Source organism: Acidimicrobiia bacterium (assembly GCA_040902765.1).
Classification (GTDB): Bacteria; Actinomycetota; Acidimicrobiia; order Spongiisociales; family UBA11373; genus DATKBG01.
The window spans coordinates 100,052-114,551 of record JBBDWO010000028.1 but is presented as its reverse complement, the minus strand read 5'-3'; the positions used below and the strand labels follow the sequence as shown (position 1 = coordinate 114,551).

The 14,500-nt window shown below is 65.0% G+C and carries 15 protein-coding genes and 2 tRNA genes; 5 read left to right on the top strand and 12 right to left on the bottom strand.

The genetic code is table 11. The annotated features are described in order from the left end of the window. Window positions 1-480 precede the first annotated feature (480 nt). The 4 genes from WEA29_08100 to WEA29_08085 form a co-directional block, all read right to left on the bottom strand. Window positions 481-1,413: a hypothetical protein gene (locus tag WEA29_08100; protein MEX2323711.1), complete on the bottom strand. Its 933-nt coding sequence runs from the start codon at window positions 1,411-1,413 to the stop codon at window positions 481-483. Window positions 1,414-1,510: 97 nt separating this feature from the next. Beyond that, window positions 1,511-1,933 (bottom strand): cytochrome c, encoded by a 423-nt coding sequence (locus WEA29_08095; GenBank protein MEX2323710.1) that lies wholly within the window; start codon window positions 1,931-1,933, stop codon window positions 1,511-1,513. A 75-nt stretch (window positions 1,934-2,008) separates the two neighbouring features. Continuing rightward, window positions 2,009-2,082: transfer RNA gene (locus WEA29_08090), tRNA-Ile, on the bottom strand. A gap of 31 nt (window positions 2,083-2,113) precedes the next feature. Next, window positions 2,114-2,464: a hypothetical protein gene (locus WEA29_08085; protein MEX2323709.1), complete on the bottom strand. Its 351-nt coding sequence runs from the start codon at window positions 2,462-2,464 to the stop codon at window positions 2,114-2,116. 62 nt (window positions 2,465-2,526) lie between these two features. Between WEA29_08085 and WEA29_08080 the strand changes: the two genes are divergently transcribed. Continuing rightward, complete coding sequence (locus WEA29_08080; protein ID MEX2323708.1) at window positions 2,527-3,183, top strand: hypothetical protein; 657 nt, start codon at window positions 2,527-2,529, stop codon at window positions 3,181-3,183. A gap of 175 nt (window positions 3,184-3,358) precedes the next feature. On the opposite strand, the gene WEA29_08075 is transcribed toward WEA29_08080, so the two are convergent. Next, window positions 3,359-4,123, bottom strand: coding sequence for a M23 family metallopeptidase (locus WEA29_08075; GenBank protein MEX2323707.1), 765 nt, complete (start codon window positions 4,121-4,123; stop codon window positions 3,359-3,361). Window positions 4,124-4,558: 435 nt separating this feature from the next. Between WEA29_08075 and WEA29_08070 the strand changes: the two genes are divergently transcribed. Continuing rightward, entirely contained in the window at window positions 4,559-5,395 is an 837-nt protein-coding gene (locus WEA29_08070) for a hypothetical protein (GenBank protein MEX2323706.1), read from the top strand. 320 nt (window positions 5,396-5,715) lie between these two features. Here the strand turns inward: WEA29_08070 and WEA29_08065 are convergent, their stop codons facing one another. The 7 genes from WEA29_08065 to WEA29_08035 all read right to left on the bottom strand — a co-directional run bounded on the left by WEA29_08065 (window position 5,716) and on the right by WEA29_08035 (window position 10,489). Beyond that, window positions 5,716-6,975: an ABC transporter permease gene (locus WEA29_08065; GenBank protein ID MEX2323705.1), complete on the bottom strand. Its 1,260-nt coding sequence runs from the start codon at window positions 6,973-6,975 to the stop codon at window positions 5,716-5,718. Then, window positions 6,975-7,454 (bottom strand): hypothetical protein, encoded by a 480-nt coding sequence (locus WEA29_08060; GenBank protein ID MEX2323704.1) that lies wholly within the window; start codon window positions 7,452-7,454, stop codon window positions 6,975-6,977. Before WEA29_08060 ends, WEA29_08065 begins: the two co-directional genes overlap by 1 nt. Beyond that, complete coding sequence (locus tag WEA29_08055) at window positions 7,447-8,112, bottom strand: ABC transporter ATP-binding protein (GenBank protein ID MEX2323703.1); 666 nt, start codon at window positions 8,110-8,112, stop codon at window positions 7,447-7,449. The genes WEA29_08060 and WEA29_08055 overlap by 8 nt, the downstream gene beginning before the upstream one ends. Next, a complete protein-coding gene (locus WEA29_08050) occupies window positions 8,105-9,355 on the bottom strand; it encodes an FtsX-like permease family protein (GenBank protein MEX2323702.1) in 1,251 nt (416 codons plus the stop codon). The genes WEA29_08055 and WEA29_08050 overlap by 8 nt, the downstream gene beginning before the upstream one ends. A 37-nt stretch (window positions 9,356-9,392) precedes the next feature. Further along, window positions 9,393-9,833 (bottom strand): MarR family transcriptional regulator, encoded by a 441-nt coding sequence (locus WEA29_08045; GenBank protein ID MEX2323701.1) that lies wholly within the window; start codon window positions 9,831-9,833, stop codon window positions 9,393-9,395. A 164-nt stretch (window positions 9,834-9,997) separates the two neighbouring features. After that, window positions 9,998-10,074: transfer RNA gene (locus WEA29_08040), tRNA-Ile, on the bottom strand. 31 nt (window positions 10,075-10,105) lie between these two features. After that, window positions 10,106-10,489 carry a hypothetical protein gene (locus WEA29_08035; GenBank protein MEX2323700.1) on the bottom strand — a complete coding sequence of 128 codons (384 nt, stop codon included), beginning with the start codon at window positions 10,487-10,489 and terminating at the stop codon, window positions 10,106-10,108. A 267-nt stretch (window positions 10,490-10,756) separates the two neighbouring features. Here WEA29_08035 and WEA29_08030 point away from each other — a divergent pair, with 267 nt between their 5' ends. From WEA29_08030 to WEA29_08020, 3 genes are all read left to right on the top strand, one after another. After that, window positions 10,757-11,794 carry an amino acid ABC transporter substrate-binding protein gene (locus WEA29_08030; protein MEX2323699.1) on the top strand — a complete coding sequence of 346 codons (1,038 nt, stop codon included), beginning with the start codon at window positions 10,757-10,759 and terminating at the stop codon, window positions 11,792-11,794. A gap of 80 nt (window positions 11,795-11,874) precedes the next feature. After that, window positions 11,875-13,089, top strand: a complete 1,215-nt coding sequence (locus WEA29_08025) for an ABC transporter permease subunit (GenBank protein ID MEX2323698.1) — start codon at window positions 11,875-11,877, stop codon at window positions 13,087-13,089. Further along, window positions 13,086-14,480 carry an amino acid ABC transporter permease gene (locus WEA29_08020; GenBank protein ID MEX2323697.1) on the top strand — a complete coding sequence of 465 codons (1,395 nt, stop codon included), beginning with the start codon at window positions 13,086-13,088 and terminating at the stop codon, window positions 14,478-14,480. The genes WEA29_08025 and WEA29_08020 overlap by 4 nt, the downstream gene beginning before the upstream one ends. Window positions 14,481-14,500 lie beyond the last annotated feature (20 nt).

Here is a 14,500-nt window from a genome sequence, read left to right as displayed (position 1 = left end):
CCCAAGGTGGACTCCTGCGGCTTCTTCGTTCGTCAGGTCTTCGCAAAAGGGTCTGACCTGGGGTTTCGCGGCGATTCTCGGTATATCACGATCCAAGGATCCGCGACGGTAGAACAGCGAGCAAGAAGGCCCACCCAGCCACACCGATGAGTGGTAGCCGCCCCACCTGCGGACAGTGAAGGCTCTCGCGGTGGTGGGGGCGCTGGTGTGAGTGGCAACCGGTCGTTCACCACGAGGCGCCTGATACTGATGATCCAAGGATCGATCCCGGTAGCAATCGGGGCACGATCACGAAGACCGTCTGACTCGAGCAAACGGACCCACAGATCGAGGTTCGAGTTTCGACATTTCCTAAGCAATAGGACAAGACCCGAAAACCGCGTCCTGACCAGGGGCGATATGGGGTTCGAGAATTCGTAGTGGGCCCACCAGGACTCGAATCTGGGACCCACGGATTGTGACCGTGGATCCTGAGCCGAATCACCCCCCCGGCGCCACCGGCTGCGGAGCCTCCAAGGGCACCCCCCCTTGGGCCAACAGTTCCCAGGCCCGTCCCCCGTCGGTGGTTCTCAGCAGCGTTTCTCCGAACGTGCCCACATACAAAACCTCGGGATCGGCCGGGTGGGGTGCGATGTGGGCCACCGCATCGTTCTGCAGGATCAGGGAAAGACTCGTCCAAGAGGCGCCGTGATCCAGGCTGACGACCAGCCCGCCGTCCGGATGGGCCAGGTAGGCGAGCAGTCCCCCATCTGGCGCCCAGGCGATCGACGTCACCGGGTATCCGGCCAGTAACGAGCGCCACGATCCGCCGGCGTCGAGGCTCTCGACGATCCCGACCTCGGTCCCGGCGAGGACCCGGTTCGGATCATCGGGATGCACCGCCACGGCGAAGACACCCCCGACCACCGCCGGATCCAAACCATCGAGCCGCTCCCAGGTCTGCCCTCCGTCCCCACTCCGGTAGAAGCCCGGGTCCCGGCCCACGTTCCACCCGTAGATCACCCGACCGTCCCGGTGATCGGCCGCCATGGCGTGGAAGTCGGCCACCCCCTCCAGGGAGAGCGACTCCCAGGTCCGACCTCCGTCCCTGCTCAACCTGAACCCCACCGGGTTGGCGACGCCACTGCCCGGTGCCGGATGCCCGGAGGCGTACAACACCCCCTCCTGACTCGGATGGGTCCGAAACCCCATCAGGTCGTGGGCCTCCTCGCTGACGACGGCCCATGCCCCGGCCTCGTCAATCACGATGAGGCCCAGGTGCGTCGCGAGGAACACTTGCCGAGGAGCCCACGGGGCGACCTCCAAGCCGTGAATGTGCGTGAAGGCCTCGACCGGCTGCCCCGCGGTTCCCCGCTGAGGGCTTCGGACGGCGGACAGCCCCACACCGATCGCCGCGGCCACGACCAGCGCCATGGCAACGAGGAGGAGCGGCTTCCCTCGCGAGGAGCGCTTCCCTGGCGAGGAGCCGGGGCGTCTCCGACTCACGGCCAGACCCTCCTGGTGGTTCCCACTACTGACACAGCCGGTCGGTGATCTCGGCCTGGAACTCCCGCTGCTCCTCGGTCCACCAGGTCTTGATATAGGTGAGTATGGCGGCCACCTCGTCGACGGTGAGCTGCCCCTCGAAGGAAGGCATCGGACCCACGCCCTCGGGAAGCCCGGGACGGGGCGGGGAACCCTCCAGGATGATCTCGGTGAGCAGGCAGTCCGAATGGTGCCAGGTGTGGCCGTCGGCGTTGTGCGGCGGGGGGATGTCGGTCACACTGCCTCCGGTGGCGCCCCCATGACATGCCTGGCAGTTCGCCTGATAGAGCTCCCCGCCCAGGGAGATCACCGGATCACTGTCGGACTCGACCGGTGTGACCTGCGGGGCGCACGCAGCGAGCAGAAAGACGGCCGCCAGCGACAGCAGCACCAGTCTCTTCAGAACCATCAGCATCACCGGACCCCGGTCTTGCTCGCAATCGACTCGAACACAAAACTCCTAGCTGACCAGGGGTTTTGCCAGTGGGCCCGCCAGGACTCGAACCTGGGACCGACGGATTATGAGTCCGCTGCTCTAACCGGCTGAGCTACGGGCCCGACGCCGCCATGGTACGGCCGCCCGACTCACCTAGCGTCGTACCCCGGCCCTTTTGAGGACCTGCGCGGGGACGCCGGACTGCCTCCATGCCGCATAGGAGATCCCCTTGCGGACCGAGTAGGAGGCTGCGTACTCGACGAAACCCTTCTCGAGCTCGTCGACGCTCGCCGCGGTGTCGGCCTCGGCAAGGGCCCTTTCGGCGTCGATGATCTGCTGGCGGAGTTCCACCGCCCGGAGCGCATTCTGCTCGCTTGAGAGCCGACCGGAGAGGTCGGCGACTCGCTTCTTGAGCGACTCCGGGGTCACCGGGCGTCCCGGGCGGCGCCGACCGAGGGCTCCGAGATACTTCTTGATCGCACACCGCCCCAGGATGCTGTGCACGAGCCGGACGAGGGCGAACCGGAGGATCCTGCGTCCACCGAGCCGCCCCGATACGCCTGGTGATGAGCGAGATGGAAGGAGCGATGCACCCCGAGGGCACGGCCCACCGCACTTCGGACGCACGGACCGCCGACGACATCGTCGCCGAGGCACGTCGCCGCGCCCACGAGATCATCCGTCGGGCCGAGGAGCCCGGCGGCCCTCTGCAACCGTTGATCGGGTCCGGCGGCGGCATCAGCGGACTCTTCGCCTCCATCGACGCCCAGATCGATCGCCTTGCCACGACGGTGTCCTTCGAGGGCTTCCCCGCCGAGCCCGAAGCCGAGCCGGTGCCGGTGGTGGTCCCGACGGAGTTGTGGGGGAACGACGGGGAGAGCACAGAAGAACCAGACTCGGAGGCGACCCCAGACAGTCCGCCCGACGAGCCCGGACCCGTGGAGGACGGCCTGGAGCCACCGCCGCCGGGTCGCCGCATCATCCAAGTCGAGATGTTCCCGGTGCCGTCGGCGGCGGCTGTGGCCGACCTCGAGCGCGACCTGGTGGGCATCGCCGGAGTGTCCGGGGTGAGCATCCACCGGCGAGACGAAGAACGAGTGACCTTCCTCGTGGGGGTCGACGTCCCCGACACCGAACTCGACTTCTCGTCGCTTCTCGACCGGGGCGCCCAGCTCGAGTCCGCCGAGAGCGACCGCATCGTGCTTCGTCTCAAAGCCCCTTAGGCCGCCCGGTTACCCGCTCTTACCTCCCCCGCCGGAGCAGAGCGCAGGTTGGGGAGGTGCTGCGCCGAAGGCCACAGGGAGGGGGCCACCGCCCGAAGTCAGAAGCGCCCCGGCACCGGTGAGGGAACAAGGCCGCGGATTTTGCCGGCAGCCGGTAGCTGGCAGCCTGTGGCTCTCAGTAGCTGCACCCGCTGTCGGGCGCCCCGACCGGGCTGAGGGCGATGCCCAGCCACCAGGCCTCGAGCGGGCCCTGGGGACAGATGAGTCTGCCTCCGGGATCGCGAATCTGGAAGTGGAGGTGGGGGGCTGAGGAGCGGCCGGTGTTGCCGGAGAGCATGATGGTCTCCCCGGTGCCCACGACGACCCCGGGGTAGATGTGGGCCGCCAGCGCGCTGCCGTGGCAGTAGGTGTAGACGTGACCGTCCTGACCGGCGATGGTCACCCCCAGGCCGCATCGATCCTTGTCCGGGTCCTCGCTGGGGATGGAGATGCGCTCGACGACTCCGGCGTGCGCGGCGTAGATCGGGGTGCCCTCGGGAACGTTCATGTCGGAGGCGGGATAGGTGTGGTGGTTGCTGACAATCTGGCCGAGGCTCACCGCTTCGACGGGGAGGGGGAAGGCGTACAGCCCGTTGACGACGAGAGCGCCGATGCTCACCGTGACCTCACTGGCGGTGGCGACGATGGTCCCGTCGCGGGCCAGTACGGCTACCGCCGGACTCACCGAGAACGTCCGACCGGCGGCGAACCGGGACGGTGCGGCGGCGCCGAACCACTGGGACACGACACCGACGCTGCCGCTGACGGCGACGACACCATCACCGGCAAAGGCCGCGGCCCCGATCACTTCTACCCGGGCCCTGGCCGTCGCCGACCCGTTGCTCGCCACCACGCTGGGGAGGGCGGCGGCCACCGTCGCCGCCGCCAGCAGCCACAGCACGAGGATGCGATATGGGCCACTATCGAGACCGAAAACGCTACCGGCGCGATCTGCTTCCGCTGGTAGCCCCCGGTTTCGCCCGGTTCGGCCTTCCTGCCGACCACGGAATCACCATGCGAGTGAGCCGAGACGGGCAACGCTGGTACGCAGCCCGCGAGTCAGTCACAGGGTGGTGGCTCGCGATTGGCGCATCGGGTCCTCCTCCGGACGAATGGCTCTATGACGGGCCGGCAGCGCCCACCACGTTTCCGACAGAGGCCTCATGGGATCGCTTTGGTAGCAGCGGCGAGTTCTCGAAGAACTGGGACTGAAGCCGCTCGCGGGGAAGGACAAGCGAAGGTCTGACCTCCGCCGGCCACACGCTTCACTACTGCCACGAAGGACCGGAGCCCATGAGCGGGCCTGATCGATGAGCGCGCGACGTATCCTCTCGCGATGGCCGACGGCATCCGCCCAGAACTAGTGCGGTGGGCGAGGCAGCATCCTGCTGTTTCCCTCTCCATCGTCGGGATAGCCTCGTTTGCCTGGATAGGAACGCATCACGCGATCTACTACGGCCTTCTTGGGGTGACCCCGAGTGAGGTCGGCATCGGGTACGCCGAAACCCTCTCACGGGGGGCCATCGGCTTCGCTGTAATCGGCATCCTGGCCGCGGCGTGCGGTGCTCTAGCCCTTCCCGTGATAGCACTCGCGACCAAGGCCGCCGTCTTACTGCGGGCGCGGCTCCCGCTAACCGGCCGATACCTCATCTCTATCGCGTTGGGAAGCCCTGTGTACATGCTCGCGGTCCTTGTTGGGATCTCTCTCTGGCAGGCCACCAGCTCGTGGTTCCTCAGATCCCTCCTGGCACTCCCCGCGCTGGTGATCATGACGGCCGGTAACGCATTTTCGGAGACTCTGTCGGTAGGACCTCGTGGAGTACCTGCAGGCGATGCGGAGAGGGAAGACCATCCATCTGATGATCACAGGAGGATGCAGCGTGACGCTCTCGTCGCTCTCGGGCTGCTCCTTCTGCTGTTGCCCTACGCGTCTACAGTGGGCGCCGTCTTCGATACCAGGGCTCAACGCCCTGTCCCTCCTGTCTTTTCCGCGCTGACCGGTCTGCGCGCGGACCGCGTGACGGTGACCTTGCTTACTACGGACAAGGACCTCTTTGGCCGTCCGGTCATGCTCCTCGGCGGCACGGACCAGTACCTCGTGCTGCTCGAGTCCGACCGTTCAATTAGGAGGGTTCCGCCGTCGGCCGTGATGCTCGCGACCGCTAACGACTGATGCGTTGCTCGTCCTCGCGGCGCAGTCCGCGCACCCCTCGGCGGGTGCAGCGACCCGCGCGCTACGTGGTCTAGGTCAGCGAGATCGCCCAGCCCGCAACGACAGGTCCCAGGTTGGTAGCCGAGGCATTTTCTCGGACTGAATCGCGTCGTGCGCGCCCTCGGCTCGTAGTCGACCTTCTCCAAACGGACACAGCCCCTAGCTGACCAGGGGTCTGTCTGTGGGCCTGATAGGACAGAACGCGAACCGGTGCAACGCTTTGATACAGAACATGTTGGAGTTCTCGGCAGGAATTGAGCGCAACTCGGCAACCAGATCTGTCAACTTCGCAGGGTGTCTGCAGGTTTGAGACGCGAGACGCGTCGCACCGACACGACGCTCACGACGGTGGCCACAGAGACCGCCGTCGTCACCGCGACCAAGACTGCAGGCCACGACAGGCTTGCGGCGATCGTGTATGAATCAGCAGACACGACCTCACTGAGATTGGGCGTCGAGCCCGAGAGCGATGGGAGGCCGATTGGAACTTGGGCGAATGCCACGATCGTCAGCCACGCGAGAAAGATGCCGAGCGCCGCACCCAGAGAGCTCAACGCGATTCCCTCGACGGTGAAGAGGCGTACGACGTCGCGAGTTTGCCATCCGGTTGCCTTCATCACTCCGACATCTCTGGAGCGCAAGTTGATGCCGGCGTGCAGCGTGACGCCGGTGAGAACCAGCCCACCCATCAGTGCAACTACTGCCGCTATCGCGGCGAATCGGTCCGATATCTGGGTGATCCCACCCATCACCGACACGATGCTCTGGTCTGTTACGGCTGAGATATCACCGAGCTGTGCTTCTGCATCAGCGATAACTGTGCCCACCCCGGTCGCCTTGTCAACGCGCACGTACACCTGGTTAACCTGGTCGTTGGACAGACCTGCCAGCGACTGTGCATCAGATATCGGCAGGTAGAAGTCGGCTCCGAGACCCTGATTCGAGCCGCCTGTCTCGACGATGCCAACGACCTCGAAAGACTGCTCACCGATCTCAACGACTGCCCCGGGCTTCAAGCTGAAGAACGCCGCGTAATGCTGGTCAACCACGACGACCTCTGTCTCCGTCTCCGAGAAGAACCTCCCAGCAACGATCGACTCGACCAGCCTCTGCGGCCCAACCACCTCTGATGATCTGCCAGTCTCGGAAGCGGGTGCCTCCGGAACCCCTCCAGCGAGATCTACGCCCAGCAAGGTCTGGTAGGTACTGGCCGAAAAATCCCAAAGCAGGAGGCCCCCTGTCGCTCCACCGACTCCCCATAGCCGCTGCACCTGATCGACCTCTGCAGTCGTGAGCAGCGCCAAGCCGAACGGCTGACGCACGCCGCGGGTTGTCTGTGCACCCGCTGCGTTTTGCCCATCGGGGCGGCTGAAGACGATGTCGGCGCCGATATCGGCCAACGGCTGGTGAGCGGCCTCGCGAAAGCCGTCGGCGACGGAGACGAGCGAAACGAACAACGCCACGCCGAGGGCGACACCAGCGAGGCTTCCCAACGCCCGGTTGGGACGGTGTCGTCCCTCCGCCAGCAGGTACGTCAGCATCAGCCGGTTGCGCGGTCGAGCACTACTCGCAGGTCGTCGATCGTCCAGCTTCCATCGGCCACGACGTCGGTACCTTCGCCCTGCGGAAAGCCTTCGAGTTTCACTGTGCGGCTCTCGACGATGAACTCGGACACACCGTTGATATAGATCGCTAGCGGGACGTGCTCGGTAATGCCCTTCTCCGCGGCGAAGTCCTCACCCTCTGGAGAGTCGAAGAAGTATGCCTCCACAGCGATGTCGTCGCCGTATTCCGCCGCAAGGCGCAACACGTCCTCCACGGCCGGGCGGATCGGTGCGTGATCGAGCGAGATGATCTCTATCAGCACCTGATCGCCCAGCAACGAACCGTCACTCCCACTGCTATCCGAGCTGCATGCCGCGGCCACCAACGCTAAAGCAAGCAACAGCAACATCACCGCCTGCCATTGCCTCGCCTGGCGCCGGGTTTGCAAGATTTTCAGGCCGGTTGTTCTAGCCATCGACTCTCTCACCGTCTCTCATCTCGATTATCCGGTCTGCAGAAGCGGCCACCTCGTCGTCGTGGGTGACGATGAGCATTGCCACGCCAGCCTTATCGCGAAGATCGTGGAATAGCTCGAGAATCTCGCTGCCCGTATCGGTGTCCAGATTGCCGGTCGGCTCGTCGGCGAGGATCAGGCCTGGGCCGTTGATAAGGGCTCGAGCAACGGCCACCCGCTGCTGCTCTCCCCCCGACAGTTGGGATGGGCGGTGGTCGGCACGGTCAGAGAGCCCCACCGCCTCGAGACCGGCCGACGCGCGATCGCGGCGCTCAGAAGTCGGCACCTTCTCGGGATAAAGGGGGAAGGCGACGTTTTCGAGCGCGGTCAGCGTGGGGATGAGGTGGAAAGCTTGGAAGATGAGCCCGATGTTGGCGCGCCGCCACAGCGCAAGCTCATCCTCATCGAGACCGGCTAGGTCGCGGTCCTCGTAATAGACATGGCCGCCGGTCGGTTGCTCAAGGCCGGCCAGAAGATGCATGGCGGTGCTCTTCCCAGATCCGGAACGACCCATCATGGCGACGATCTCTCCACGGTCGATACGCATCGAGAGGTTGCGCACAGCTCTCACGTTCCCGAAGGACTTGCCCAACGACTCAGTCCGCAACAGATCACTCACTTCTCAGTACCTCCGCTGGTTTGATGTTGGCAAGTCGACGCGGTAGCCAGACTCCGACGATCGTCGCTGCAACAAGCGCCAGTAGGAGGGCGGCCAAGGCCGTGGCAGGTGTCAAGCGGGCCATCAGAGGCACAACGACCGCCACGTCTTCTGCCCCACCAGGCAGGAAGTGTGGTGACGGACTCAGCTCCCACGGGACCGGCACGACGACTATCGACCTGCTCATCACCGCGGTGATGACCGAGGCGAAGGCCACCCCCACCGCTGCACCGAGGAAGGTGATGACGAGTGTCTCAGACAGAAGCTGACGCGTGATGTCACGACGACGCCAACCGACCGCACGCATCATCGCGATCTCGCGGCGTCGTTCCCACACCCCAACAGCGATGGTCCGCAACAAGATGGCGACAGCGAACAGGAACGCCATCAGCCCAACGACGACCCCGAACCGGTCGATTAGGTCGAACAGCACCCCGAGTTGCTCACCGAAAGACTCCGCCGACGAGACGAGCGCATCGGGGCCCAAGATGGCCTCCGCTGCGGCGACAACGCCCTCAGACTGCGTCTGTTCCGCTTTGAGGAACAGCAGGTTGGCGTCATCGGCTCCCATGTCGTGTACAGAGAGGACGTTCGGGGCCTCTGCGGCCATCTCCTGTGCATCGACCAGCGGTATGTATACGTTGGCGTTGGCTACCTGGCCCACGCGAGTTGTGTCGACGAGGCCGACAATGGTGAAGGATCGACCTGCAATGGTGGTGAAGTCGTTGACGCCCAGCCCGCTCTGGTGGGCGTAGCTGGTGTCGGCAACGGCGATCCCGCGCTCGTCGGGCTCCAGGAAACGGCCATCGACAAGAGCTGTCCTCAGGCGCCCCGGGCCAAAATCCACGGAAGGATCAATACCCAGACCAGCGACGAAACCGTCATCCTCGAAGGACCAAAAAAAGAGGCTCTCGGCCACCTCTTCAACACCATCGATAGCAGCAATCGCCTCGATCTCGTCCGGGTGGAGCGGGCCAACGGAGTGCGGGAACACGATACCTTCGAAGACCTCGGGCACATCACCCTGTCGCTGAGCGGTGATGGCAGCACCCACCTCGGATAGCGGTGCACGGGCAGCTTCACGGAAACCGCCTGCGTAGGCCTGGAGGCTGAGGAACAACGCTATGCCGATGCCGATGCTGACGAGCGCGGCAAGGGTGCGCGACGGCCGCCGCCGTAGCTCGGAGGCGATGTACGAGATCACGTGGTGGCCGCGGTGATCTGCTGAGCGACGGTTCTAGTCACCGTCTGCCCATGTCGGTGGCATGGGCAGCATCCTGCAGCACCCGCAGCACCTCAACGACTTCATCGCGCTGGCTAGGTGGGACCTGGTCGAGGAGCGCCTGCATACGCAAGGCGCGTGCGCGGCTCAGTCGGTTGGCAGCGTCGCGTCCATCATCGGTCAGCGACAAAGTCACGCCACGTCCGTCACTCTCAGATGACTCACGAGCAACCCAACCGCGCTCGACCATGACAGATACGACCCGGCTCACAGTGCTCTTGGCGAGACCCAGAAGATCCACGAGCTCCATCTGACGTAGCGGACCATGCTCGAGCTCGATGAGCGCATGTGCTTCAGCGACACCGGCGTCAAAGCCACACGACGTTTGTTCAGGGCGATGAAGCCCGAAGCAGCGAACGAACGACACAACGGCGTCAGCAAGATCCTCCGCACTCGACATGGTTCGACTCTACAACTAGTTAGTCCGGACACACAACAGCCGCGCCGCTGGCCACCGATCCGACGCAGCTTGAACACGAGCCGCGCGAGCGACCGCAACCTCTGACTCCCCACGATCTGGCTGCAGTGCACCACCGACCGCGAACGTAGTCACAACGACAACACTGGTGGGCCCGCCAGGACTCGAACCTGGGACCTACGGATTATGAGTCCGCTGCTCTAACCGGCTGAGCTACGGGCCCGACGGCGCCATGGTACGGCCGCCCGACTCGCCTAGCGTCGAACTCCGGCCTTCTTGAGGACCTGCGCGGGAACGCCGGACTGCCTCCATGCCGCATAGGAGATCCTCTTGCGGTCGGAGTAGGAGGCCGCGTGCTCGACGAACCCCTTTTCGAGCTCGTCGACGCTCGCCGCGGTGTCGGCCTCGGCAAGGGTCTTTTCTGCTTCGATGATCTGCTGGCGGAGTTCCACCGCTCGGAGCGCATCCTGTTCGCTTGAAAGCCGGCCGGAGAGGTCGGCGACTCGCTTCTTTAGGGACTCGGGGGTCACCGGGCGTCCCGGGCGGCGCCTGCCGAGGGCTCCGAGATACTTCTTGATCGCGCTGGCTTCTCTGCGGCCTTGCGCCAATGCCTCTTTGTGCTTCGCCGACATTGCCATGTTGTGTGAACTCCTCTTTATGTGAAATGGGCTCGAGTCTCTTCGAGCTTCTCCCCGAACCAGTCTCGCACCATTTGCGCGGTGCGCAACCCCTTCGGCCACCAGAGATACGGATTGAATCCCCAGCCGACGGCCTGGACATGCCCAGTGCCACTGGGCGAAGTGTCCTGGCAGATCCCGATCCCCGTTTGTCCGGCGTCGGTAGCACGCAATAGAGTGCTTCTGGGGTGCGACCCGTCGTGCCCCGGAGGGAAGGAGATCCCAATCATGAAACGAGTGACCGTACTGTTGCTCAGCCTCGCCCTGGTGGCGAGCGCCTGTGGCGGCGACGGTGACGATGCCGGTGGAGGAGAAAGCCTCCTCGACGCGGTCCTGGATCGTGGCACCGTACGTTGCGGTGTCAACGACACGGTCCCCGGGTTCGGCATCGTCGACGACGCCGGCAACTACAGCGGCTTCGACATCGACTTCTGCCGCGTGGTGGCAGCGGGTGTCCTCGGTGACGCCAACGCCGTCGAGTTCGTGCCGCTGGCCGCGGCCGAGCGCTTCACGGCACTGCAGTCGGGCGAGATCGATGTCCTGATCCGGAACACGACCTGGACCGCCACCCGTGACGGGCAGGAGGGCAGCACCTTCTTGTTCACCACGTTCTATGACGGCCAGGGCCTGATGGTGCCCGACGCTTCGGGCATCACGAGCCTCGATGACCTCGCCGACGCCAACATCTGTGTGCTGTCGGGCACGACGACCGAGCTGAACCTCACCGCGGTGTTCAACACCCGTGGTGTGCCGTTCAACCCGGTGGTGTTCGCCGACAACACCGCGCTGCGTCCCGCCTATGAGCAGGGCCAGTGCGATGCGTGGACGTCGGACGTGTCTCAGCTCACCGGCATCAAGTCGGACATCGAGGGCGAGGGCGGAGCCGCTCAGCGGATCCTGCCCGACGTCATCTCGAAGGAGCCCCTCGCTCCCGTCGTCCTCGACGGTGACTCGGCGTGGGCGCAGGCCGTCGAGTGGTCGGTTCTGGCCACGGTCATCGCGTGGGAGTTCGGCATCACGAGCAGCAACGTCGGGTCGTTCCCGACCGACGATGCCAACGTGAGGAACTTCCTCAACGCCGGAGATGAGGACTTTGCGGTGGGTCTGGGGCTCAACCCCGACTTCGCCGTGAACATCATCTCGCAGGTGGGCAACTACGAGGAGATCTACAACAGCCACCTGGTCCCGATCGGGCTGCCCCTGGCGGGCACGCCGAACGATCTGTGGACCAAGGGCGGGCTGATGTACGCTCCGCCGTACCGGTAACCCTGTAGTAGAGACGACGCGCAGACGGGCGGTCGGCATCCGCCGACCGCCCGTCTGCCATATCTGGAGTTCCTCAGAGGGTGACGACGACCGCACAGCGACCGACCGACGAGCCGCGCATCGCGTGGTACCGCAACGTTCGGGTGCTGCGCGTCATCGCCCAGGTGCTGTTCGTGGTGGCGGTGTTCAGCCTCTTCTTCTGGCTGTTCAACAACCTGGTCAACAACCTCAACCGCCTCCGCATCGGCACCGACTTCGGTTTCCTGAGTCGACCCACCCGCTTCCAGATCCCCTACGACGACGGCTTCGACCCATCGAGTCCGGTGTGGGACATGGTGCTCGTCGGCGTCAAGAACACCCTGCTCGCCGGCTTCTTCGGGATCCTGTTGGCCACGGTCCTCGGCGTCCTCATCGGCATCGCCCGACTGTCCTCCAACTGGCTGGTGGCGCGTCTGGCGGCGGTCTACGTCGAAACGCTGCGCAATATCCCGCCCCTGATCATCATTATCTTCTTCGGATTCGCCGTCTTCACCTTCGGGCCGTTACCGGTGCTGTCGGAGGCGCACCAATTCCAGATACCCGGCACCCACAACAACGGCCTCATCCTGTCGAACACGCTGTGGGCGGTGCCGTCGTTCGTCGCTGGGCCCAGCCTGGGACTCTTCTGGCTGGTGATCGCTCTTGGCATTGCGGCGGCCGTCGCGGTCTTCGTGTGGAGAACCAGACTGCATGAACGCACCGGTGCTCCCGATCGTCGGATGCGGTGGTCCCTCGGGGTACTCGGCCTCGTCACCGTGGCCGCGATACTGCTCATCGGTGACGCCTTCGACGCGTCCTACCCGGCGCTGGCCGAATCGGGACGACGGATCGACGGCGGTTACCGACTCAACAACGGGTTCATCTCGGTCACCGTCGCTCTCGGGCTGTACACGGCGAGCCACATCGCCGAGATCGTGCGCGGCAGCATCCTCGCCGTCCCCAAGGGCCAGTCCGAGGCGGCCAACGCCATCGCCCTCACCGGGTTCCAACGGTACCGCTATGTGCTCCTGCCTCAGGCGATGCGCATCGCCGTGCCTCCGATCATCAGCCAGTACCTCAACCTGGTGAAGAACACGTCGCTGGGCGTCGTCGTCGCCTACGCCGAGATCACCGCGCTCACCCAGACCTCGATCGGGAATGGACGCCCGGCGCCCCAGTCGATCCTGGTGCTCATGGGGGTCTACCTCACCTTCTCACTGACGATCTCGTTTGTCCTCAACATCTACAACCGACGCATCCAGCTGGTGGAACGATGACTGCCCCGACAGTCCCACGCCATGGCATCATCACCTCACCTGGCCATTGGGTGCGAAAGCGGCTGTTCAACAGCGGGCTGAACACCGTCCTCACCGTCGTCCTCGTACCACTGGTGGCCTACCTCATCTGGCGCGGCGTCACATTCGTGTTTGTAACCGCCCGATGGGAGCCCGTGCGCAACAACCTCACTCTGTTCATGATCGGCCGGTTCCCTCGTGCCGAGATCTGGCGTGTTGTCGCTCAGGTCGTCATCTGGTCGTCGGCCATAGGCCTGGCTTGGGGCGCGGCCGTCGCCGGCGCCAAGGCCCGCGCTCTGCGCGCCGGGCTCCCCTACAAGGAAGACTCGGCCATTGCCAAGGCCCGACGCAACGGCGCCATCCTCGCTGCGCTGGCCCTGCTGCTCGCCATGGCACAAACCTGGGGCCCACTGATCCTCTTCGGGGTGTCCTTCGTTGCTGCCCTCCTCCTCCAGCGGGTGGCCGCCCGCACACCGGCGCCGCAGGTCCCCTACGTCTGGGCAGCCGTGGCGGTGCTGGCGGTGGGCGGCTTCCAGATCGTCAGTGGATTCCACGGCACTGGTTGGCTGTGGATTGGCATCCCCATCGCCCTCGCCGCTTCACGACTTCTCGGCAGACGCGACTGGCGGACCCACCGGATTCGACGGCTGGCCAGCCTGAGCGCTGTCGTCGGCGTGCTCGGTGTCGCCTATGCGGTCTATGCGGTCGTCGACAGTCCCGGCGTCGGCTGGGAACGCTGGGAGGGGCTCCGGCTCAACCTCCTGGCGGCACCGATCGCGCTCACCCTCGCCTTCCCGATCGGCATGGGGCTCGCCCTGGCCCGGCGCTCCTCCTTCCCGGCCCTGCGCATGGTCGCCACCGGCTACATCGAACTCATCCGCGGCGTGCCGCTGATCTCTCTGCTTCTCATGGGCCAGTTCTTCATCGGCTTCTTCCTCAACACGGCGACGCCCCTGTCCTCACTCACCCGCGCCTTTATCGTGCTCACCATGTTCGCCTCGGCGTACATCGCCGAGATCATCCGGGGCGGCCTGCAATCGGTGCCCACGGGCCAGATCGAGGCCGGGCAGTCGGTCGGCCTCAGCCCGTGGAAGGTGACCCGGTTCATCGTGCTCCCCCAGGCGCTGCGTAACGTCATCCCACCGATGGTGGGCCAGTTCATCTCCCTCACCAAGGACACCACGCTGCTCTACATCATCTCGATCGCCGAGATCCTGTACATCCGCAACATCGTCCACGCCCAGGCGGAGTTCCGGGCCTTCGGGATCGCCGAGACCCTGGTCTTCGTCGCATTCATCTTCTGGTCGATCACATTCAGCATGTCGAGAGAGAGCCAGCGCATCGAGCGTAGGCTCGGAGTGGGAGTGAGATGACGGATACCACACGAACCAAC